Annotated in this window: 18 protein-coding genes and 2 tRNA genes; 17 read left to right on the top strand and 3 right to left on the bottom strand. The window is 72.0% G+C overall.

Annotation, left to right across the window (positions count from 1 at the left end):
- The 5 genes from dnaA to HKK73_RS00025 all read left to right on the top strand — a co-directional run bounded on the left by dnaA (window position 1) and on the right by HKK73_RS00025 (window position 6,964).
- A complete protein-coding gene (gene dnaA, locus HKK73_RS00005; RefSeq protein ID WP_043651559.1) occupies window positions 1-1,422 on the top strand; it encodes a chromosomal replication initiator protein DnaA in 1,422 nt (473 codons plus the stop codon).
- A 1,470-nt stretch (window positions 1,423-2,892) separates the two neighbouring features.
- The gene (gene dnaN / locus HKK73_RS00010) at window positions 2,893-4,023 is read left to right on the top strand and encodes a DNA polymerase III subunit beta (RefSeq protein ID WP_034651929.1); all 1,131 of its coding nucleotides are present in this window, start codon (window positions 2,893-2,895) and stop codon (window positions 4,021-4,023) included.
- A 53-nt stretch (window positions 4,024-4,076) separates the two neighbouring features.
- A complete protein-coding gene (gene gnd / locus HKK73_RS00015) occupies window positions 4,077-5,015 on the top strand; it encodes a phosphogluconate dehydrogenase (NAD(+)-dependent, decarboxylating) (protein WP_114552589.1) in 939 nt (312 codons plus the stop codon).
- Between the two features lie 37 nt (window positions 5,016-5,052).
- Entirely contained in the window at window positions 5,053-6,357 is a 1,305-nt protein-coding gene (recF, locus tag HKK73_RS00020; RefSeq protein WP_043651549.1) for a DNA replication/repair protein RecF, read from the top strand.
- 106 nt (window positions 6,358-6,463) lie between these two features.
- Window positions 6,464-6,964, top strand: coding sequence for a DUF721 domain-containing protein (locus tag HKK73_RS00025; protein ID WP_034651951.1), 501 nt, complete (start codon window positions 6,464-6,466; stop codon window positions 6,962-6,964).
- 92 nt (window positions 6,965-7,056) lie between these two features.
- Here HKK73_RS00025 and HKK73_RS00030 read toward each other — a convergent pair whose 3' ends face one another.
- Window positions 7,057-8,619, bottom strand: coding sequence for a hypothetical protein (locus HKK73_RS00030; RefSeq protein ID WP_171467143.1), 1,563 nt, complete (start codon window positions 8,617-8,619; stop codon window positions 7,057-7,059).
- 561 nt (window positions 8,620-9,180) lie between these two features.
- On the opposite strand from HKK73_RS00030, the gene gyrB reads away from it, so the two are divergent.
- From gyrB to HKK73_RS00055, 6 genes are all read left to right on the top strand, one after another.
- Complete coding sequence (gene gyrB, locus HKK73_RS00035; protein ID WP_031315400.1) at window positions 9,181-11,256, top strand: DNA topoisomerase (ATP-hydrolyzing) subunit B; 2,076 nt, start codon at window positions 9,181-9,183, stop codon at window positions 11,254-11,256.
- A 183-nt stretch (window positions 11,257-11,439) separates the two neighbouring features.
- Window positions 11,440-14,079: a DNA gyrase subunit A gene (gyrA, locus tag HKK73_RS00040; RefSeq protein WP_051027550.1), complete on the top strand. Its 2,640-nt coding sequence runs from the start codon at window positions 11,440-11,442 to the stop codon at window positions 14,077-14,079.
- Entirely contained in the window at window positions 14,076-15,077 is a 1,002-nt protein-coding gene (locus HKK73_RS00045) for a DUF3566 domain-containing protein (protein ID WP_253705710.1), read from the top strand. The genes gyrA and HKK73_RS00045 overlap by 4 nt, the downstream gene beginning before the upstream one ends.
- 126 nt (window positions 15,078-15,203) lie before the next feature.
- Window positions 15,204-15,277 (top strand) — tRNA-Ile (locus HKK73_RS00050).
- Between the two features lie 27 nt (window positions 15,278-15,304).
- Complete coding sequence (locus HKK73_RS18835) at window positions 15,305-15,424, top strand: DLW-39 family protein (protein ID WP_021483216.1); 120 nt, start codon at window positions 15,305-15,307, stop codon at window positions 15,422-15,424.
- Between the two features lie 38 nt (window positions 15,425-15,462).
- Window positions 15,463-15,538: transfer RNA gene (locus tag HKK73_RS00055), tRNA-Ala, on the top strand.
- Between the two features lie 232 nt (window positions 15,539-15,770).
- Here the strand turns inward: HKK73_RS00055 and HKK73_RS00060 are convergent.
- On the bottom strand, window positions 15,771-16,937 hold the full coding sequence (locus tag HKK73_RS00060; RefSeq protein ID WP_137281364.1) for a hypothetical protein: 1,167 nt from the start codon (window positions 16,935-16,937) through the stop codon (window positions 15,771-15,773).
- Window positions 16,938-17,077: 140 nt separating this feature from the next.
- Between HKK73_RS00060 and HKK73_RS00065 the strand changes: the two genes are divergently transcribed.
- Both HKK73_RS00065 and HKK73_RS00070 read left to right on the top strand, forming a co-directional pair.
- A complete protein-coding gene (locus HKK73_RS00065) occupies window positions 17,078-17,617 on the top strand; it encodes a peptidylprolyl isomerase (protein WP_021483785.1) in 540 nt (179 codons plus the stop codon).
- Between the two features lie 197 nt (window positions 17,618-17,814).
- Window positions 17,815-18,534, top strand: coding sequence for a rhomboid family intramembrane serine protease (locus tag HKK73_RS00070; protein ID WP_371810570.1), 720 nt, complete (start codon window positions 17,815-17,817; stop codon window positions 18,532-18,534).
- A 105-nt stretch (window positions 18,535-18,639) separates the two neighbouring features.
- Here the strand turns inward: HKK73_RS00070 and HKK73_RS00075 are convergent, their stop codons facing one another.
- Window positions 18,640-18,891 (bottom strand): cell division protein CrgA, encoded by a 252-nt coding sequence (locus tag HKK73_RS00075; RefSeq protein ID WP_021483485.1) that lies wholly within the window; start codon window positions 18,889-18,891, stop codon window positions 18,640-18,642.
- Window positions 18,892-19,238: 347 nt separating this feature from the next.
- On the opposite strand from HKK73_RS00075, the gene HKK73_RS00080 reads away from it, so the two are divergent.
- The 4 genes from HKK73_RS00080 to HKK73_RS00095 are packed head-to-tail and all read left to right on the top strand — an operon-like array spanning window position 19,239 to window position 21,665.
- Window positions 19,239-20,039, top strand: coding sequence for a DUF881 domain-containing protein (locus HKK73_RS00080; RefSeq protein WP_253705712.1), 801 nt, complete (start codon window positions 19,239-19,241; stop codon window positions 20,037-20,039).
- Entirely contained in the window at window positions 20,036-20,815 is a 780-nt protein-coding gene (locus HKK73_RS00085; protein WP_171467144.1) for a class E sortase, read from the top strand. Before HKK73_RS00080 ends, HKK73_RS00085 begins: the two co-directional genes overlap by 4 nt.
- On the top strand, window positions 20,815-21,009 hold the full coding sequence (locus HKK73_RS00090; protein WP_021482317.1) for a hypothetical protein: 195 nt from the start codon (window positions 20,815-20,817) through the stop codon (window positions 21,007-21,009). The genes HKK73_RS00085 and HKK73_RS00090 overlap by 1 nt, the downstream gene beginning before the upstream one ends.
- On the top strand, window positions 21,006-21,665 hold the full coding sequence (locus HKK73_RS00095; RefSeq protein ID WP_171467145.1) for an aminodeoxychorismate/anthranilate synthase component II: 660 nt from the start codon (window positions 21,006-21,008) through the stop codon (window positions 21,663-21,665). The genes HKK73_RS00090 and HKK73_RS00095 overlap by 4 nt, the downstream gene beginning before the upstream one ends.
- Window positions 21,666-21,679 lie beyond the last annotated feature (14 nt).

Raw genomic sequence — 21,679 nt, forward strand, 5'->3', positions numbered from 1 at the left:
GTGGCCAACCCGGACGAGAACATCGCCGACGTCTGGGCACAGACCCTGAGCATCCTCGAGGCGAGCCCGGACATCACCCCGCGGCAGATCGCGTTCATCCGGCTGGCCAAGCCGCTCGCGATCCTGGACGACACCGTCTTCATCGCGGTTCCCCACGAGCAGACCCGCACGTACCTCGAGACGCGCGTCCGGGACGAGCTGGTGACCGCGATGTCGTCCTGCCTCGGGCGCGACGTCCGGTTCGGCATCACCGTCGACCCGGAGCTCAGCTCCGACCCCGTCCTCGCGCCCGCGTCGCGGCCGGCGGTGGAGCGCCCCTACATCGAGCCCGACGACGTGCTCCTCCCTGACCTGCCGGCACCTCCCCCGCCGCGTCCCCAGGCCGAGCCGAGCCGGCTGAACCCCAAGTACGTCTTCGAGACGTTCGTCATCGGCTCCTCCAACCGGTTCGCGCACGCCGCCGCGGTCGCGGTGGCCGAGGCACCCGCCAAGGCCTACAACCCGCTGTTCATCTACGGGGACTCCGGGCTCGGCAAGACGCACCTGCTGCACGCGATCGGGCACTACGCCCACAACCTGTACCCCAACGTGCGCGTGCGCTACGTGAACTCGGAGGAGTTCACGAACGACTTCATCAACTCCATCGGTGAGGGCAAGGCCGGGGCGTTCCAACGGCGCTACCGCGACGTCGACGTGCTCCTCATCGACGACATCCAGTTCCTGCAGGGCAAGGAGCAGACGATGGAGGAGTTCTTCCACACCTTCAACGCGCTGCACAACGCCAACAAGCAGGTCGTCATCACGTCCGACCTGCCCCCCAAGCAGCTCAACGGGTTCGAGGACCGCCTGCGCTCCCGGTTCGAGTGGGGCCTCATCACGGACGTCCAGCCGCCGGACCTCGAGACGCGCATCGCGATCCTCCGCAAGAAGGCGTCGAGCGAACGCCTCGCCGCTCCGGACGACGTGCTGTCCTACATCGGGTCGCGCATCTCGACGAACATCCGGGAGCTCGAGGGCGCGCTGATCCGTGTCACCGCGTTCGCGAACCTCAACCGCCAGCAGGTCGACCTCCCGCTCGCGGAGATCGTGCTGAAGGACCTCATCACCGACGAGGACAGCGCGGAGATCACCCCCGCCGCGATCATCGCGCAGACGGCCGCGTACTTCGGCCTGACGATCGACGACCTCTGCGGCAGCTCGCGATCGCGCGTCCTCGTCACCGCTCGCCAGATCGCGATGTACCTGTGCCGCGAGCTCACCGACCTGTCGCTCCCGAAGATCGGGCAGCAGTTCGGGGGCCGCGACCACACGACAGTCATGCACGCGAACCGCAAGATCACCGAGCAGATGGCCGAGCGCCGCTCCACGTACAACCAGGTCACGGAGCTCACGAGCCGGATCAAGCAGCAGCACCGCGGCTGAGGCGGCGCGGCCGTGCCCGGACGGTGCTGCTCCTCGACTCGACGACATGCTCACCGCGGCTCTCTCCCCTCACCGTGCGGCTCGGTCCCGGACGAGGTGGGTCGCTCCCGCCGCCCCTGCGCACCGGGGCTCCCTGAGCCCACGGCGGGTCCGCCGTACGGCGGGCGACCGCACATCCCCGCCGCTCTGCCTCACACCCGGGGCAGGACGCAGCCCTCGGCACGCGTCGCGGCCGGGCTCTCTCGCGTCGCACCGCACGCCCCCGGTGGCCCTCCGTGTCACGCGCCCCCAGTGGCCTTCCTCGGCCTGCGTCGAGCTCGGACGATCCACATCGATCGCGTTCCAGGCCTCTGCCCGGATTCCTGCTATCCCCGCGGAGCGGGTCCGAGATCACCGAGATCCCTCGGCGACCATCCGATCTTCTTCCGGCTGTCGAGCCTCGTCGCGACGAGACGCCGTCCGACGACCCCGGACGGACCGGACGCACCCCTCCCCGAGCGGCATGTCATCGGCCTTGTCCACCGCCGCCGGACGGTGTCGCCAGCTCGTCACGGACCCCGAAGACCCTTCCTCACCGGTCTCGCGTGCTGTCCACAGGGTTGCCCACTGCGGTGCCATATTCTGTGGATATCGGCTCCAAGCGACCACGCGACTCCCCAGCCACGGTCGTGAACGACACTCGTACACAGCATGTGGGTGGAGTTGTCCACAGTCATCCACAGGACTCCTGTGGGTATTCACATCCGCGGAATGCGGACGACGACGGTAGACCACAGGGTCTCGTGTGTCGCGACAAATCCTGACAACATCATGGTTTTCCCCCCGAAACCTGTGGATGGACGCCCTCGTACACACCCTGTGGACGGCCCACCCGGACCGGGCCTGTGCACAGTTCTGTGGACAGTTGTGGACGAAGGCCCTCTGGGTGTGGACGGGGCACCCTCGATCGGTGGACGACGTGTGGGGACAGATCGGCCGCCCACAGGCGCCGCGACTTTCCCACACTGGGCTCACCGGTTCGTCCACACGCATTTGTGCCCTCTGACCTGGGCGGACACCGGTTTTCCACGAGATCCACAACCCCTATGACGACGACGAAAGTGTTCTCAGAGGGGAAATTCCACACGCCTTCATCAGGCTCCGGCGGCCGACGGTGCGACCTGTGCTCCACGAGCCTGCTCCCGATCCTCGTCGAGCCGCGGCGAGCGCGCGACGTCGGCGGAGACCGCCGTCGGGCCTCCATCCCCAGGCCCGCCGTTCCAGTTCCTCCCACCCGCCTCCTCGCGTAGGGTTCATGCACGACACGTGTGCGCGGACCTGCGACCCGGCACCTCGTGTCCACAGCGGCAGACCTGCCCGGTGGACGAGCGAGGACGAGCGGCCCCGACGGCGAGCCCGGCGTCGCGGCGAAGCAGGACGGCACATGTGAAGATCGGGTCCGACCGAGACGTGGGGACGAGAGGGTGTGGGATGAAGTTCCGGGTTGAGCGTGATGTCCTGGCCGACGCGGTGACCTGGACGGCGCGAACCCTGCCGACCCGCCCGCCCGCGCCCGTCCTCGCCGGGGTCCGGCTCGAGGCCGACGCGTCGGGGACCATCGGGCTGTCGAGCTTCGACTACGAGGTCTCGGCCCGGTCGGAGATCCCCGCCGAGGTCAGCGAGCCCGGCACGGTCCTCGTCTCCGGCCGGCTGCTCGCCGAGATATCCCGGGCGCTGCCCGCGAAGCCCGTGGATGTCGTCCTCGAGGGCAACAAGGTCACGGTGACGTGCGGCGCGAGCCGGTTCACGCTCCTCACCATGCCGGTGGACGAGTACCCGGCGCTGCCCGCGATGCCCGAGCTCTCCGGCACCGTCTCGGGCGACGAGCTGACGAACGCCGTCGCGCAGGTCACGGTGGCGGCGAGCCGCGACGACACGCTCCCCCTCCTCACGGGCGTGCGCGTCGAGATCGAGGGCGAGAAGATCACGCTCCTCGCGACGGACCGGTACCGCCTCGCCCTGCGCGAGCTCACCTGGACGCCCGTGACCCCGAGCTACTCCGCCGTGGCCCTCGTGCGCGCGCGCACCCTCAACGACGTGGCGAAGTCCCTCGGCGGCTCGGGTCTCGTCAACATCGGGCTCAACACGGGCGCCGGCGTGGACCTCATCGGGTTCGAGGCCGGGGGTCGTCACACGACGTCGCAGCTCGTCGACGGCGACTACCCCGCGGTCCGCCGGCTCTTCCCGGACGAGACGCCCATCCACGCCGTCGTCCCCACCGCCCCGCTCATCGACGCCGCCAAGCGCGTGTCCCTGGTCGCCGAGCGCAACACGCCGATCCGCCTGTCCTTCACGGACGGGCAGGTCGTCCTGGACGCCGGGCAGGGCGACGACGCGCAGGCGTCCGAGGCGCTGGAGGCCGTGCTCGTCGGCGAGGACATCTCGGTGGCGTTCAACCCGCAGTTCCTGCTCGACGGCCTGGGCGCGCTCGGCACCGACTTCGTGCGCCTGAGCTTCACGCACCCGAACAAGCCGGTCGAGTTCACGGGCCAGGACTCCCTGGACGGCGAGGACTCGTCCCACTACCGCTACCTGCTGGTGCCGATCCGCTTCGCCGGCTGATCCCGACGGAGCCGGACGGCTCGCACCGCACCACCGCACCCCGGAGGACTCGTATGGTCACGCGCATCGGCCTCGTCGGCCTCGGCAAGATGGGCAACAACATGCGGGCGCGCGTCCGTGCCGCCGGCATCGAGGTCGTCGGCTACGACCCTCGTCCGGAGGTGTCGGACGTCGCGACGCTCGCTGACCTCGTCGCGGCCCTGCCCGACGACGGCCCGCGCATCGTGTGGGTCATGGTCCCGGCGGGCGACGCGACCCGCGGCGTGGTCACCGAGCTCGGCGGCCTGCTCGGCGAGGGCGACTTCGTCATCGAGGGCGGGAACTCCTACTACGCCGAGGACCAGGCCCGGGCTGCGGAGCTGGCCGAGAAGGGCGTCGGCTACCTCGACGTCGGCGTCTCGGGCGGCGTCTGGGGCCTCGAGAACGGCTACGGGCTCATGGTCGGCGGGGACCGGATGTACGTCGAGGCGGCCATGCCGGTCTTCGACGCGCTGCGTCCCGACGGCCCGCGCGAGGAGGGCTTCGTCCACGCGGGCGAGGTCGGCGCCGGGCACTTCGCGAAGATGGTCCACAACGGCATCGAGTACGGGCTCATGCAGGCGTACGCCGAGGGCTACGAGCTCCTCGCCGCGAAGAGCGAGCTCGTCAAGGACGTGCACGGCACGATGAAGGCGTGGACCCGTGGCACGGTCGTGCGCTCGTGGCTCCTCGACCTCTTCGTCAAGGCGCTCGAGGAGGACCCGCAGCTCGCCGCGATCGACGACTGGGTCGACGACTCCGGCGAGGGCCGCTGGACGGTCGACGAGGCGATCGACAACGCCGTCCCGCTGCCCGTGATCTCCGCCGCCCTCTTCGCGCGCTTCGCGTCGCGCCAGGAGCAGTCGCCGGCGCTCAAGGCCGTCGCCGCGCTGCGCCAGCAGTTCGGCGGGCACGCGGTCAAGGCAGCGGGGCCGGCCTCCCCGGGAGCCGGGCCGCTCGAACCCCCGGCCTGACCGGTCCCCTCCGACCTCCTCGACCCTCGCCGCACCGATGTACGTCTCGCACCTCTCCCTCGTCGACTTCCGCTCGTACGAGTCCGTCGACGTCGAGCTCGTCCCGGGCGTGAACGCGCTCGTCGGGCAGAACGGGCAGGGCAAGACGAACCTCGTCGAGGCGATCGGGTACGTCGCGACGCTCGCGAGCCATCGTGTCGCGGGCGACGCCGCGCTCGTCCGTGCGGGGGCCCCGCGCGCCGTCGTGCGCACGCGCGTCGTGCGGGGTGACCGGGCGAGCACCGTGGAGCTCGAGATCGCGTCGGGGCGGGCCAACCGGGCGCGGATCAACCGGTCCCCGGCCCAGCGGCCGCGCGACGTGCTCGGCATCGTCCGGACCGTGCTCTTCGCGCCGGAGGACCTCGCGCTCGTCAAGGGCGACCCGGACGGACGGCGCCGCTTCCTCGACCAGCTCGCGGTGCTCCTGGTGCCGCGCGTGGCGGCGCTCCTCGCGGACTATGACCGGGTGCTGCGCCAGCGCGGCGCGCTGCTCAAGTCGGCGACGGCGCTGCGCGGCCGCGGCCGGCGGAGGCCGTCCGCCGTCGAGCCGCCGCCCGACGACGACGCCCCCGAGACCGCGGCCTCGCCGCTCGCGACGCTCGAGGTGTGGGACGCGCGTCTCGCGAGCCTCGGCGCGGAGATCACGGCGCTGCGCCTGCAGCTCGTCGCCGCGCTCACGCCCTACGTCGCGGAGGCGTACGAGCAGGTCAGCGCGGGGCAGGGCGAGGCGCGCATCGCGTACCGCTCGTCCGTGGACGAGGCGCTCGACGCGGACGACGGTCCCGTGGGGCCGCCCGCGGCGGGTGACGCCGCGGACCCGGGCGACGCACCGGCGTCGGGCATCCCCGACGTGGCGACGCTCGAGAGGCGCATGCTGGAGGCCATGGAGGCCGTGCGCGCGAAGGAGGTCGACCGCGGGGTGAACCTCGTCGGTCCCCACCGCGACGACCTCGTCCTCACCCTGGGCGGCCTCCCGGCGAAGGGCTACGCGAGCCACGGCGAGTCGTGGTCGTTCGCGCTCGCGCTGCGGCTCGCGTCGTACCGGCTGCTGCGTGACGGCGCCCCCGCGGGCCTCGACTCGCTCCTGTGGGCAGACCAGTGGGGGCCCGACGGCGAGCCGATCCTCGTGCTCGACGACGTGTTCGCCGAGCTCGACGTCCGCCGGCGCGAGCGGCTCGCCGAGCTCGTGGCCGACGCGGGCCAGGTGATCATCACCGCGGCCGTGCCCGACGACGTCCCGAGCCGGCTCGACGGCGCGCGGTTCGCCGTGCACGACGGGACGGTGCACCGTGTCGAGGACTGAGCCCGCGGACCGGGACCCGGCGGACCGCCAGGACGACGACGCGCGCCCCGGCCCGGCCGACGAACTCCCGGAGCGACGCGCCACGGGGCTGCCCGTCGGTCACGTCGTGGAGCTGACCCCGCCGGCGGAGGTGGCGCGGCAGGCCCTGAACCGCGCCAAGGCGGCGGCGCGCGCGAAAGGGCTGCGGCCCGGGCAGGAGCCTCGCCGACGCATCCTCGCGGACCCGCCGACGTCGGGCGCGCGCCCGGGCGGCCGTGACCCGCAGCTCCTGGGCGACGTCGTCGCGCGCCTGCTGCACGAGCGGGACTGGGTCGCGGACGTGTCGGTGGGGGGCGTCGTCGGGCGGTGGCGCGAGGTCGTGGGCGACCAGGTCGCCGACCACTGCGAGCCCGAGACGTTCGAGGACAAGGTGCTCGTCGTGCGGGCCGACTCGACGGCGTGGGCGACGCAGGTGCGGCTCCTCACGCCGCAGCTGCTCGAGCGGCTCGCGCGCGAGGTGGGCGAGGGGGTCGTCGAGACGGTGACCGTGCTCGGGCCGGCGGGCCCGAGCTTCCGCCGGGGGAAGAAGTCCGTCCGGGGGCCGGGTCCCCGCGACACCTGGGGCTGAGAGGGTCCGGACCGACGACGAGGCCCGCCGTGCAGGGGGCACGGCGGGCCTCGCGGGTGGTGACCGGGGCGTTGGTCACCACGTCAGGGGGGTCAGGCCTGGGCTCGGCGGCGCAGCCAGAGCACCAGTGCCCCGCCGCCGACGAGCAGCGCGGCGAACGCGGCCGCGCCGGCGACCGTCGCACCGGTCGTGGCGAGCGCGGGGCCGGTCGGCTCCTCGGGCCCGGCGACGTCCTCGACGGCCACGGGGGCGACGGGCGGGTTCGCGCACGCGCTCGTCGCCGGCGGGTACTCGACCACGGTCCAGTACGACGGGTTGACCTCGAACAGCACCTCGGCGCCGTCGCGGGTCCAGGCGTAGTTGCCGTCGGTCTCCGTGTACGAGCCGTCCTCGTTCCGGACGAACCCGGGCCACTGCTTCGGCTCCTCGGCGGAGGCGCCGGGCCACAGGAGGGTCCCGCTGAGCGGCTGGTCCGTCACGACGTAGTCCTCGCCGCCGTTCGGGTGCAGGAAGGTGATCGTCAGCGGGGTCTCCGAGTCGACCGTCACGCCCTCGGGCAGCCCGATCTCGTAGCCGAGGTACGGGACGTCGCCCTGGCAGACGGCGCCGATCTCGCCGGGCACGAGGGCGCACGCCTCGTCGGACGGCAGGAGGTCCTCGAGCGGGAAGAGCGCGAAGCGGCCGTCCTCGGTCACGAGGTAGCCGAGACCCTCGGTCTCGAGGGAGAAGGTCGCCTCGGCGTCCTTCGGCTCGGCGACGACGCCCTCCTCGGTGAGGGTGTACCGGACGTCCTCCGACTCGGCGGGGAGGTTCTGCTCGGTGAGCTCGGTGCCGCACACCTCGACGGCGGTCGGCACGTCCGGCGTGACGAGGACGTCGACCTCCTCCTGGACCGGCTGGGCGGGCGCACCGGGCCTCGGGGTGTCGCACGCGCCCTCGGGGAGGAGGTCGGCGAGGTCCTGGTGGTCCCACGCGACGAGCGTGCCCTCGGGGAACTCCCCGAGGTGCTTGCCGTCGGGCGAGTAGCGGATGTCCGTCGGGAGGTCGTCGAGACCGCCGGGCAGGTCCACGAGGTCCTGCTGGACGGCCCAGGCGGTGCAGAGCTCGGCGGTGTCGACGCCGGGCTGGATCGCGCGGGCGACCTCGCGCACGTCGTCCAGGTCGAGGGGCTGCACGACCCAGGCCTTGTCCCACGGCTTCTCGGGCGCGGCGATCTCGGCGCTCGTGACGATCTTCTGCGGGCCGGAGTTCTCCCAGGCCGCGTCCTTCGTGCGGTCCAGCTTGGGGTACACGTAGACGCCGACCTGGACCGGGGCGTCGGGCGTCTCGCAGGCCCGGGTCGAGCCGGACTGCTCGTAGTCGTACTGGCGGCCGTCGGACGCGTCGACGGAGACGGTCCAGGTGTGGTCCTGCGTGGGGTCGAGGTCGTACGACCGCGTGAGCTGGCGCTCGAAGGTCGTGGACTCGACCTCCTTCCCGTCCACGGTGACGGTGAGCTCGTTGCTCTTCTTCGAGTAGGCCCAGAGCTTCACCGAGAGCGTCGTGCAGTCGGCGGTGACGTCGGGCGTGTGAGCGGAGGCGGGTGCCGCGGTGGCCACGAGCAGGCCGCCGAGCGCGAGCGCTGTCGCCGCAGCGCTCGCGAGGAGTCTCTTCACTGAGTGGGGTCCCTTCGGGGTCGAGCCGCCCGCGTGGTATCGCTGCTGCGCGGACGACGCGCGAATCAGGATGGTGTGTGGTATTAGACCACTTTCCGCGTGAAACACCGATTCCCGACTTGTCCGCTGCGGTAGCGCTCCCACCTGGAGCGCAGGACGGTTGCTGCGGGCACTTTTCCGGCGACCGTCGACGGTCGCCCGAGCGTCGTGCACAGAGCCTGTGGACAACCGTGTGGAGAACTTCCGCCGGGACGGCGCGGATCGCGTCGCGAATGCCCTGCGAGATGTCCTCAGGACGGCCGAGATCCGCGGAATTCGGCTCGTGGCGGGTAGACTGGGGAGGTCATTCCGGGTCTTGTCACCACCCGCCCGCGCAACCCGTCCGCGGCGCCTCCACCGGCCGTCCGCGGCCGGTCGGACGCTCCTCGCACGGAGCCGGCGCAGGCGGCGGTGCGGGCCCGGAACCTTTGAGCAGCGGCGGCCGGTCCGGCACGGACACGGCGGTCGCGCGCACGACGACGAGGAGCAGTCCTGCCCGTGGCAGAGCACACCGACACCGCCATCCCCGACCCGACGGCGTCCGCGGAGGCGGCACCCTCGGCGGGCGGCGGCTACGACGCGAGCAACATCACCGTCCTCGAGGGCCTCGAGGCGGTCCGCAAGCGTCCGGGCATGTACATCGGCTCCACCGGTGAGCGCGGTCTCCACCACCTTGTGTACGAGATTGTGGATAACTCTGTGGACGAGGCCCTCGCCGGGCACGCGGACACGATCGACGTGACGCTCCTGGCCGACGGCGGCGTGCGCGTCGTCGACAACGGCCGTGGCATCCCCGTGGCGATCCACCCGACCGAGGGCAAGCCGACGCTCGAGGTCGTCATGACGATCCTCCACGCCGGGGGCAAGTTCGGCGGCGGCGGGTACGCCGTCTCCGGCGGTCTGCACGGCGTGGGCATGTCGGTCGTCAACGCGCTCTCGACGCGCATGGTGTCCGAGGTCCGGCGCGACGGGTACGCGTGGCGGCAGGAGTTCACCGAGGGCGGGAAGCCGGTCGCGCCGGTCGAGCGGCTCGAGCCGTCGCAGGAGACGGGCACGACGCAGACCTTCTGGGCCGACCCGGAGATCTTCGAGACGACCGACTACGACTTCGAGACCCTGCGGGCGCGCTTCCAGCAGATGGCGTTCCTCAACAAGGGGCTGCGCATCACGCTCACGGACGAGCGTCCGGCCCACCTCGACACCGGCGACGAGGTGACGGGCGGGGACGACGCGGCGGCGGACGCCGACGGCGTCTCGGAGGCCGACGGCACCGCCGCGGCCGGCTCGTCCCCCGCGCGCACCGTGACCTACAAGTACGACGGCGGCCTCGTCGACTACGTGAAGCACCTCAACACGGCGAAGAAGGTCGAGCTCGTCCACCCCGACGTCATCGACTTCGAGTCGGAGGACACGGAGAAGCGCATCTCGGTCGAGATCGCGATGCAGTGGACGAGCGCGTACTCGGAGTCCGTCCACACCTACGCGAACACGATCTCCACGACGGAGGGCGGCACGCACGAGGAGGGCTTCCGTGCGGCGATGACCTCGCTGGTCAACCGCTACGCGCGCGACAAGGGCATCCTCAAGGAGAAGGACGAGAACCTCACGGGCGACGACATCCGCGAGGGCCTGACGGCGGTCATCTCGGTGAAGCTCGGCGAGCCGCAGTTCGAGGGCCAGACGAAGACGAAGCTCGGCAACACCGAGGCGAAGACGTTCGTGCAGCGCGTCGTGCACGAGCAGCTCACCGACTGGTTCGACGCGCACCCGAACGAGGGTCGCGACGTCATCCGCAAGGCCATCCAGGCGTCGCAGGCGCGCCTCGCCGCCCGCAAGGCACGCGAGGCCACCCGCCGCAAGGGCCTGCTCGAGTCCGGCGGCATGCCGGGCAAGCTGCGCGACTGCCAGTCGAACCGCGCGGAGGAGTGCGAGATCTTCATCGTCGAGGGTGACTCGGCGGGCGGTTCGGCCGTGCGCGGGCGCAACCCCCGGACGCAGGCGATCCTGCCGATCCGCGGGAAGATCCTCAACGTCGAGCGCGCGCGCCTCGACCGGGCCCTGTCGAACCAGGAGGTCCAGTCGATCATCACGGCGTTCGGCACCGGCATCGGCGAGGACTTCGACCTCACGAAGCTCCGGTACCACAAGATCGTCCTCATGGCCGACGCCGACGTCGACGGCCAGCACATCGCGACGCTCCTGCTCACGCTGCTGTTCCGGTACATGCGCCCGCTCATCGAGAACGGGCACGTCTACCTCGCGCAGCCGCCGCTCTACCGGCTCAAGTGGTCGAACGCCCCGCACGACTACGTGTACTCCGACAAGGAGCGCGACGCGTTCCTCGCCGCCGGGCAGGCCGCCGGCAAGCGGATCCCCAAGGAGAACGGGATCCAGCGCTACAAGGGTCTGGGCGAGATGGACTACTCGGAGCTGTGGGACACGACCATGGACCCCGAGCACCGCACGCTCAACCAGGTGACCCTCGACGACGCCGCGGCGGCCGACGAGATCTTCTCGGTCCTCATGGGCGAGGACGTCGAGTCCCGCCGGAGCTTCATCCAGCGCAACGCGAAGGACGTGCGGTTCCTTGACATCTGAGCCGCTCCTCGCGGAGCCGGGGCGCGGCAGGACCGGACGCCCCGGCGCGGCCCGCCCTCCCGGGCGGGTCCGGAGGTCTTCCAGGACGACGACGCACGAAGAGACGAACGAACGAGGTAGACCGTGACCGACGAGCAGAACCCCGAGAACGAGCCCACGGCTCCCGGCGACGGGTCCGAGGAGATCGTGCACGCCGACGGGACGGCGGTCGCGGTGCACCACGGGCGCATCGAGCAGGTGGACCTGCAGCTCGAGATGCAGCGGTCGTACCTCGACTACGCGATGAGCGTCATCGTGGGTCGTGCGCTGCCGGACGTGCGCGACGGCCTCAAGCCCGTCCACCGGCGCGTGCTGTACGCGATGTACGACGGCGGCTACCGCCCCGACCGCTCGTACTCGAAGTGCTCGCGCGTCGTCGGCGACGTCATGGGCAAGTTCCACCCGCACGGCGACAGCGCGATCTACGACGCGCTCGTGCGCCTCGTGCAGGACTGGTCGCTGCGCTACCCGCTCGTCGCCGGCCAGGGGAACTTCGGCTCCCCCGGCAACGACCCGGCGGCCGCCCCGCGGTACACCGAGTGCCGCATGGCGCCGATCGCCATGGAGATGGTCCGGGACATCGACAAGGACACCGTCGACTTCCAGGACAACTACGACGGCCGCACCCAGGAGCCGTCGGTCCTGCCGGCCCGGTTCCCGAACCTGCTGGTCAACGGCTCGGCGGGCATCGCCGTCGGCATGGCGACCAACATCCCGCCGCACAACCTCCGCGAGGTCGCGGCGGGCGTGCAGTGGCACCTCGACCACCCGGACGCCTCGCGCGAGGAGCTCCTCGCGGCGCTGCTGCAGCGCATCAAGGGCCCGGACTTCCCCACGGGCGCCACGATCCTCGGCCACAAGGGCATCGAGGAGGCGTACCGCACGGGCCGCGGCTCGATCACCATGCGCGCCGTGGTCAACGTGGAGGAGATCCAGGGCCGCGTGTGCCTCGTCGTCACGGAGCTCCCCTACCAGGTGAACCCGGACAACCTGGCCGCGAAGATCGCGGACCTCGTCAAGGAGGGCCGCGTCCAGGGGATCGCGGACATCCGCGACGAGACGTCGGGCCGCACGGGCCAGCGCCTCGTCGTCGTGCTCAAGCGCGACGCGGTGGCGAAGGTCGTCCTCAACAACCTGTACAAGCACACCCAGCTCCAGGACACGTTCGGCGCGAACATGCTGGCGCTCGTCGACGGTGTGCCGCGCACGCTGAGCCTCGACGCGTTCGTCCGGCACTGGACGACGCACCAGCTCGACGTCGTCGTGCGCCGCACGCGGTACCTGCTGGCGGAGGCCGAGCGCAGCATCCACATCCTGCGTGGGTACCTCAAGGCGCTCGACGCGCTCGACGAGGTCATCGCGCTGATCCGGCGCTCGCCCGACGTCGAGGAGGCCCGCACGGGCCTCATGGAGCTGCTGGGCGTCGACGAGGTCCAGGCGACCGCGATCCTCAACCTCCAGCTGCGCCGTCTGGCGGCCCTGGAGCGGCAGAAGATCCTCGACGACCACGACGCGCTCGAGCGCCAGATCCTCGACTACCAGGACATCCTGGCGAAGCCGGAGCGGCAGCGGTCGATCGTGGGCGACGAGATGGGCGAGATCGTCGCGAAGTACGGCGACGAGCGTCGGACGACGATCCTCCCGTTCGACGGCGAGGTCTCCATCGAGGACCTCATCGCCGAGGAGGAGATGGTCGTCACCATCACGCGCGGCGGGTACGTGAAGCGGACGCGCAGCGACAGCTACCGCGCCCAGAAGCGCGGCGGCAAGGGCGTGCGCGGCACGCAGCTGCGCGAGGACGACATCGTCGACCACTTCTTCGTGACGACGACGCACCACTGGCTGCTGTTCTTCACGAACCTCGGCCGCGTCTACCGCGCGAAGGCGTACGAGCTCCCCGAGGGCGGGCGCGACGCCAAGGGCCAGCACGTGGCGAACCTGCTGGCGTTCCAGCCCGGCGAGAAGATCGCGCAGGTCCTCGACCTGCGCGACTACGACGCGGCGGAGTACCTGGTGCTCGCGACGCGTCGCGGCCTGGTGAAGAAGACGCGGCTGTCGGAGTACGACTCGCCCCGGTCGGGCGGCCTCATCGCGATCAACCTGCGCGAGGACGAGACCGGTACGCCCGACGAGCTCGTCGCGGCGCTCCTCGTGGACGCCGACGACGACCTCATCCTCGTGTCGCGCAAGGGCCAGTCCATCCGCTTCCCCGCCGACGACGACACGATGCGGCCGCTGGGCCGCGCGACGTCGGGCGTCACGGGCATGAAGTTCCGCGACGGCGACGAGCTGCTCTCGGCCGACGTGGTCGAGGAGGGCTCCGACCTCTTCGTGGTCACGGAGGGCGGGTTCGCGAAGCGCACGCGGATCGACGAGTACCGCGTCCAGGGCCGTGGCGGTCTGGGCATCAAGGTCGCCAACCTGGTGGAGGCTCGTGGAGATCTCGTGGGGGCTCTGGTGACGGAGGCCGACGACGAGGTGCTGGTCATCATGGAACGCGGGAAGATCGTGCGGTCCGCGGTCGGCGAGGTGAACCTCACCGGTCGGAACACGCAGGGGGTGACGTTCGCGAAGCCCGACAAGGGCGACCGCATCATCGCGGTCGCGCGGAACGTCGAGCGTCGCCTCGGAGAGGATCGGGATACCGTGGAGGGCGAGGACGGGACCGGCACGGCCCCGGGCGTCACCGACACGAGCAGCGCACCGACCACCGACGCGACCGCCTCGTCCGACGGGGCGGGCGGGACCGACCCGGCCCCCGGAACCACCGAGGAAACCAGATGAGCAGCGAGAACAACGCACCGCCGACCATCACGCCGCGGCTGACCGTGCCGCGACCGGACACGGACGCGGCCCGCTCCGGGGGCACGTCCCCGAGCCGGCACGGCGAGGCGGACGGCACGTCGTCGAACGGCTCGTCGAAGAAGGGCTCGTCGAAGGGCGCCTCGGCACCGGCGACCCCGCGTGACGGCGCGTCGGCCGCCGTCCCGCCGCCTCCCCCGCCCCCGCCGGGCCCGTCCGCCCAGGCCGCGCCCGCGCAGGGCACGGTGGACGACGACGGCATGGAGCGCGCGTCGGGCGAGAGCCGTGTCGCGGTCGCCCGGGCCGGGGCCGTGAAGGCGGCGGCCGCGGCGATCGCGGCGGCGAAGACGGCCGCGAAGAAGGTGTCGGCGGCGGTCCCCGCCGCACCCGCAGAGACGGAGCCCGAGCGCGGGCACGACGAGATCGACGACGAGACGGTGAGGCGCGTGCCCACGACCACCTCGGCCCCCACGAGCGCGGCGGCCGCCGGCGCTCCCGCCGGGGCCTCCATGCACTACTCCGCCGCAGGCGTGACGGGCACCGCGCGCCCGCTCACGGGCGCCACGCCCGCCGTGGGGACCGCGACGGGCGCGACGCCCGCCGTCCGGCCCGACGGCGGCCCGCGCCGCGTGCGGCTCGCGGTCTCGCGCATCGACCCGTGGTCCGCGATGAAGCTCGGCTTCCTCCTCGCGGTCGCCATCGGGATCATGACCGTCGTCGCGACCGCCGTCGTCTGGTACGTGCTCGACGGCATGCAGGTCTTCTTCAAGATCGAGGAGCTGTTCACGCAGATCGTCGGCACGGAGACGGACGTCGACATCCGCCAGTACGTCGCGTTCGGCCGCGTGATCTCGATCGCCACGCTGCTCGGCGTGGTGAACGTCGTCATCATCACGGCGCTCTCGACGATCATGGCGTTCCTGTACAACATCGTCGCGGCGCTCGTGGGTGGCGTGCACCTCACGCTCACCGACGACTGACCGTTCACCGGCTCCCCGACCGGGGGCACGGGCCCTCGGTTTGGGTCTGCGGCTCCCGGTGGGGTAACCTCAATCGCTGCCTGCGAGCGGAGCAGCCCTCCTGGGGCTGTCCGGCGAGGCGCGTGCGGGCCTATAGCTCAGACGGTTAGAGCGCTTCCCTGATAAGGAAGAGGTCAGAGGTTCAAGTCCTCTTAGGCCCACTGCCAACCCACTCGAGGGGGAACATCATGAAGAAGCTTCTGCTCCTGCTCCTCGCCGCCGGCGCCGGGTACCTCGTGTGGCGCAAGTACACGGAGGACAACGCCGAGCGCGACCTCTGGGCAGAGGTCACCGACACCTTCGAGTGAGCACCTCTCGCCGCTGACCGGCCCCGGCCGCGTCACCCGGGGCCATGGCGCAATTGGTAGCGCACCTGCTTTGCAAGCAGGGGGTTGGGGGTTCGAGTCCCCCTGGCTCCACCATCGTCACGACCACGAAGACCCCGTCCGGCTGTGGACGGGGTCTTCGTGCGTCCGGCCTCGGCGTGCCCGCCGCCGAGGCTGTGTGCCGCCGCCGTGTGCCGCCGCCGTGTGCCGCCGCCGTGCCCGCGTGCTCGTGAGGTGTCCGCCCCTGGGGACGACGAGGGGCCCGTCCCTGCTGGGACGGGCCCCTCGGTCGTCTGTCACCGTGCGAGGACGGCGGGGTGGAGCGTCGTCAGGCGTCGTCGGCCTTCTTGGCGGCGTCCTGTGCCGCGGACTCGGCGGCCTCGCGGGCCTTCTTGCCGGCGTCGCCCAGGTCGTCCTTGGCGTCCGCGGCGGCGTCCTTGACGTCCTCCGCAGTGTCCTTCACCGCGTCCTTCGCGCCGGCAGCGCCGCCACGGGTGGTGCTGCGCGCCCGGCTCGTCGCCTTCTTCGCCGCGTCCTTCGCGTCGGAGACGGCCTCGGTGACGCGGTCGGTCACGTCGTCGCGGACCTCGGCAGCGCGCTCGGCCAGCTTGTCCGTGGCCTCGCGGCCCTTCGCGACGGCGGCGCCCGCGGCCTCGCCGATCGACTCGGCGGCGTCCCCGACGGCGTGCTTGGCGTCGCCGACGACGTCGTCGAAGTGGACCTGCTGCTGCTCCTGCTCCCACGGCTCGGCCCAGGGGTCGGTCGTGGGCTGCGCGCGGCGGTAGAGCACGTAGCCCACGCCCGCGGCGGTCACGCCACCGGCGATCCACCAGAGCGTGCGGCCCTTGCCCTTCGAGGAGTCCGCCTCGGCGGCCTTGGCCGCCGCCTTGTCCGCGGCCGCGGCGAGCTTGGCGGCCGCCTTCTCCGCGGTCTTGTCGGCGTGCTTGGCGGCCTTCTTGCCGGCCTTGCCCGCGGACTTCTGCGCCTGCTTCGCGGCCTCCGCCGTCGCCTTCTTGGCCTGCTTCGCGAGCTTGCGCGCCTTCTTGCCCGACGCGGCGGCTGCCGCGGCCGTGGCGGCGGCGGTCGCCTCGGCCGCGTTGTCCGCGGCGCGCTGGGCGGAGTCTGCCGCGCTGGCGGCGGCGGCGTTGAAGCTCGCGACGATCTTCGGCAGCACGTCCTCCACGAGGCGGTCGTGCGCCGTGTCGATGGCGGGCGCGGCCTTGGTCGCGGCCTTCTCGACGCGCGGCGCGGCGGCCTGGATGCTGTCCTGCCACGCCTTCTCGACGCGCGGCTGGAGCCACTCGAGGAACGCCTCCACCTTGGGCGTGCCCCACTCCTTGGCGTGCACCGCGGCGTCCTTGGCCTGGTCCGCGAGCTGGGTCGCGGCGCTCTGCGCCGTCGCGGCGGCCTGCGCAGCCTGTTCCTTCAGCTTCTCGGTGTCGATCGACTCGAGCGTGTCCTTGACGGAGTCGCTCGCTGAGCGAGTACGGGTCATGCGTGCTCCCCGGGGTCGTCGTCCGACGGGACGAATGTGCGGATGCGATGCGTTTCCGCCCACTCTGCCACCACCCCGGCCACGCCGCGAGACATCGCCCCGGACGGGTCGGGCGCGGGTCTCGTGGGAAGATGGTGCCCATGTTCGCAACCCTCCACACGACCGCAGGTGACATCCGGATCGAGCTCCTGCCGAACCACGCCCCGAAGACGGTGGCGAACTTCGTCGGGCTCGCCCAGGGCACCACGACGTGGTCCGACCCCCGCACCGGCGCCGAGCGCACCGAGCCCTTCTACGACGGCCTGATCTTCCACCGCGTGATCCAGGACTTCATGATCCAGGGCGGCTGCCCGCTCGGGACCGGCACCGGCGGCCCCGGCTACACGTTCAACGACGAGATCCACCCCGAGCTCCAGTTCGACCGCCCGTACCTGCTGGCGATGGCGAACGCGGGCGTGCGCCGCAACCCGGTGACGGGCGAGGCCGAGGGCACCAACGGGTCGCAGTTCTTCATCTCGACGGTCCCCACGCCGTGGCTCAACGGCAAGCACACGATCTTCGGCGAGGTCGCGGACGACGAGTCCCGCGCCGTCGTCGACGCGATCAACGCGACGCCCACGCGTCCGGGCGACCGCCCGCAGGAGGACATCGTCATCACGTCCGTCACCATCGAGGACTGACCATCTCGGCGACACCTCCCGGGCCGCCCGGCCCGCCGGCGTACGGGACGGCCGGACCGCACGACGGTCCCGCCGTCCCGCCGGTGTGCCCGCGGCACCCCGACCGCGTGTCGTACGTGCGCTGCCAGCGGTGCGGGCGCCCGGCGTGTCCCGAGTGCCAGCGACCGGCCGCGGTCGGCGTCCAGTGCGTCGACTGCGTGCGCGACGCCGCCCGCCAGGCGCCGACGCAGCGCACCGCGCTGGGTGGGAAGGTGCGCGGCGGGCCGCCCGTCGTGACGTTCACGATCATCGGCCTGTGCGTCGTGAGCTGGCTCCTCCAGCTCGTCACGGGCGGCACGTGGACGGTCATGCTGGCGTTCCGTGCGGACCTGGGCGAGACGGAGCCCTACCGCTTCCTCACGTCAGCCTTCTTACACTCGACGAGTCCTGTCCACATCCTCTTCAACATGTACGCCCTGTGGATCACGGGCCCGTTCCTCGAGCAGATGCTCGGTCGGCTGCGCTTCACGGCGCTCTACCTGCTCTCCGCGCTCGGCGGCTCGGTCGGCTACCTGCTCCTCGCGGGAGGCCCTATGGCGGGGGCTTGGTACGTCTGGGTCTACGGAGCTTCCGGTGCCGTGTTCGGCCTGTTCGGGGCGATCCTGCTCGTCCTGCGCCGGACGGGCCGGAACGCGATGCAGATCGTCGTGCTCATCGGCATCAACTTCGCGATCGGGCTGTTCTTCCCCGGCATCGCGTGGCAGGCGCACCTGGGCGGTCTCGTGGTGGGGCTCGCGCTCGGCGCCGCCTACGCCTACGCGCCGCGCGAGCGTCGCACCCTCATGTCCGTGGGGGCGACGGTCGTCGTCGTGATGGCGCTGGTCGCCGCCTCCTGGTTCACCTACGCGGCGGCGGACCAGTTCGGCCATCTCACCTGACGAGGCGGCCACAGGAGTTATCCCCAGGCTTACTCACAGGTGTGGAACTACACCGGTGTGAGCCCGACGGCACCGGACGGGGCCCAGGCCCCGCCCGGTGCGCGGCTACTTCCAGCGCGTCGTGAGCGCGAAGCCCGCGATGATGAAGGCGAAGCCGACCCCGAGGTTCCACGCGCCGAGCGGCGGGACGGGGAGCTGCTTCGGACCGCTGAGGTAGAACAGCACGATCCACGCGAGCCCGACGAGCATGAGCCCGAGCATCGTGGGCACGAGCCAGCGCGGGTTGCCCGTCTCGGGCTTCGGCACGCTCGGCGGACGCTGCGGCTTGGGCTTCTTGCGCGACTTCGACTCGGGCACGAGGGTGGGCTCCTGTCCTGGTGGGGCTCGCTGCGCCGGCGCCGGGACGCACCGCGGGAGCGGACGCCTGCCGTCGTCGTGCAGGAACCGTGCATGGGTCGGGCGAAGGTCGTCGACGCGCCGCGAGGCTCTGCCGGAGCACAGGTCCGTCACGATCGTGGACGACGTTCGTCGACTAGCGTAGTGGGCGCACACAATAGGCACGGACACCGCGCGCGGAGGACGTGCCGCGAGGTGTGCCGCGCACGACTCAGCACGACACAGTCCACGACGCCGACGCACCACGCCGACGCACGACGCCGACCCGGTCGACGACCTCGTCCGCCCCCCAGGAAGGAGACGGTCGCGTGAGCACCACGGACCCCGCCGCCACGGGCCCGGACGACCCCGCCGAGGGGCCGTCGTCCGCCCCGGGCGGCACGCCGCGCGCGCGTCGCGTCCGGTCCGCCGTGACGGTCGCGCTCGTCCTCGCGCTCGCCGGGGTCATGTTCACGGCGAACGCCCGCCTCGCGCGCGGCGACGAGTCCCGGCACCCGGAGAACCTCGCGCAGCTCGTCGACCGCGAGTCCGACCGCGTGGCCGACCTCGCGACGCAGGTCGACGCCCTGACGGCGGAGGTCGCGGACCTGTCGCAGACCGGGGACGCGCCCACCGGCGTCGACCCCGACCTCGCGGCGCGCACCGCCGTCGCCGCGGGGACGACGCCCGTCGAGGGCGCCGGCGTCTCCGTGACGCTCGACGACGCGCCCCCGGAGGGCAGCTACCCGGCGGGGATCCGTCCCGACGACCTCGTCGTGCACCAGCAGGACATCCAGTCCGTCGTCAACGCGCTGTGGGCGGGCGGTGCCGAGGCGATGACGCTCCAGGGGCAGCGCGTCACGGCGACGTCGGCGTTCCGCTGCGCGGGCAACATCCTGCTGCTGCACGGCCGCGTCTACTCCCCGCCCTACGTCGTCGAGGCCGTGGGCGACCCCGAGGCCCTGCGCGACGCGCTCGACCGCTCGCCGGGCGTCCAGGTGTACAAGGAGTACGTCGACGCGGTGAACCTCGGCTGGTCGGTCGAGGACAAGAACGACATCGAGATGCCGGGCTACCAGGGGGCGCTCGAGCTCCGCTACGCGCGCCCGTCCGACGCGGTGGCGTCGTGACCGCGACGACCCCCGCACCGGTCCGCCACGCGGGGCACCGCGGCTCGGGTCGCGGTCCGGTGTCCGCCGTCGTGGGGGTGCTCGGCGAGCTGCTCATCACGCTGGGGATCCTGCTCGGCCTGTACGTCGTCTGGCAGCTGTGGTGGACGGACGTCCAGGCGGACCGCGTCCAGGCGCAGGTCCTCGAGGAGATCCAGGCGCCGACGCCGGACGCCGCGGACGTCGGCACGACGATCCTGCGCGACGACCCGCCCGTCCCCGCCGCGCCCGCGCTCGGCGAGGTGTGGGGCACGCTCTACGTGCCGCGCTGGGACGGCAAGATGATGCCGATCGCGGAGGGCACCGACAAGCGGTCGATCCTCGACCAGGCGATGGCCGGGCACTACCCCGAGACCGTCATGCCGGGCGCCGTCGGGAACTTCTCCCTCGCCGGGCACCGGCAGACGTACGGCAAGATCTTCCACGACGTCGAGGAGCTCGAGATCGGCGACCCGATCGTCGTCGAGGCCGACGGCACGTGGTACGTCTACCGCGTCGACCAGATGCAGGCCGTGAAGCCCGACCAGGTCGAGGCGATCGCGCCCGTCCCGTGGCAGCCCGGCGTCGAGCCCACCGAGCGGTACCTCACGCTGACGACGTGCCACCCGATCGGCCTCAACTCGCTCGTCGCGCGGTACATCGTCAACGCGAAGTTCGACTACTGGATGCCCGTCGAGGACGGCACGCCGCCGGAGCTCGTCGGCCAGACCGCTCCCGCCGCCGAAGGAGGCTCGTGATGTACGGGGCGCTGTGGCGCGTGCTGCCCGGCCCGGCGTGGCTGCGGGTGCTGATCCTGCTCGTCCTCGCGGCCGCCGTCGTGCTCGCGTGCTTCGAGTGGCTGTTCCCGCTCGTGTCCGAGTACATGCCGTTCAACGACCCCAACATCCAGACCGACGCCGCCGGCGCAGTGTCCGTGGAGGCCCCGCGATGACCCACCCGACCCGCATCCTCGTCGTGGACAACTACGACTCGTTCGTCTACACGATCGTCGGCTACCTCGACCAGCTGGGGGCGCAGACCGTCGTCGTGCGCAACGACGCGGTGCCGGAGCCCGACGCCGACGGTCGCTTCCGCGACGTCGACGGCACCGTGTTCGACGGCGTCCTCGTCTCCCCCGGCCCCGGCACGCCGAAGGAGGCCGGGCAGAGCGAGCACGTGATCCGCACGTGCGCCGCGTCGCGCACGCCGATGCTCGGCGTGTGCCTGGGCCACCAGGCCCTCGCCGAGGTGTACGGCGCGACGGTCACGCACGCGCCCGAGCTCATGCACGGCAAGACGAGCCTCGTGGAGCACGAGGGCGAGGGCGTGCTCGCGGGCCTCCCCCACCCGTTCACCGCGACGCGGTACCACTCGCTCGCCGTCGTGAGCGACACCGTGCCCGCGGAGCTCGAGGTGACGGCGACGACCGCCGGGGGCGTCATCATGGGCCTCCAGCACAGGGACCTGCCCCTGCACGGCGTCCAGTTCCACCCGGAGTCCGTGCTCACCGAGGGCGGCCACCGCCTGCTCGCGAACTGGCTCGAGGCGTGCGGACTGGAGGGCGCCGTCGAGCGCTCCGCGGGCATGGCCCCGCTCGTGCGCCAGTAGCGGGCACCGCGCGG

This window comes from Cellulosimicrobium sp. 72-3, from assembly GCF_013127315.1.
Lineage (GTDB): Bacteria > Actinomycetota > Actinomycetes > Actinomycetales > Cellulomonadaceae > Cellulosimicrobium > Cellulosimicrobium funkei.

What these genes read in the sequence shown, in the direction of transcription:
- HKK73_RS00045 (WP_253705710.1), top strand. Translation starts at nt 14,076, where the DNA reads ATGAGCAGCGAGAACAACGCACCGCCGACCATCACGCCGCGGCTGACC.
- recF (WP_043651549.1), top strand. Translation starts at nt 5,053, where the DNA reads ATGTACGTCTCGCACCTCTCCCTCGTCGACTTCCGCTCGTACGAGTCC.
- HKK73_RS18835 (WP_021483216.1), top strand. Translation starts at nt 15,305, where the DNA reads ATGAAGAAGCTTCTGCTCCTGCTCCTCGCCGCCGGCGCCGGGTACCTC.
- dnaN (WP_034651929.1), top strand. Translation starts at nt 2,893, where the DNA reads ATGAAGTTCCGGGTTGAGCGTGATGTCCTGGCCGACGCGGTGACCTGG.
- HKK73_RS00095 (WP_171467145.1), top strand. Translation starts at nt 21,006, where the DNA reads ATGACCCACCCGACCCGCATCCTCGTCGTGGACAACTACGACTCGTTC.
- gnd (WP_114552589.1), top strand. Translation starts at nt 4,077, where the DNA reads ATGGTCACGCGCATCGGCCTCGTCGGCCTCGGCAAGATGGGCAACAAC.
- HKK73_RS00060 (WP_137281364.1), bottom strand. Translation starts at nt 16,937, where the DNA reads ATGACCCGTACTCGCTCAGCGAGCGACTCCGTCAAGGACACGCTCGAG.
- HKK73_RS00065 (WP_021483785.1), top strand. Translation starts at nt 17,078, where the DNA reads ATGTTCGCAACCCTCCACACGACCGCAGGTGACATCCGGATCGAGCTC.
- HKK73_RS00090 (WP_021482317.1), top strand. Translation starts at nt 20,815, where the DNA reads ATGTACGGGGCGCTGTGGCGCGTGCTGCCCGGCCCGGCGTGGCTGCGG.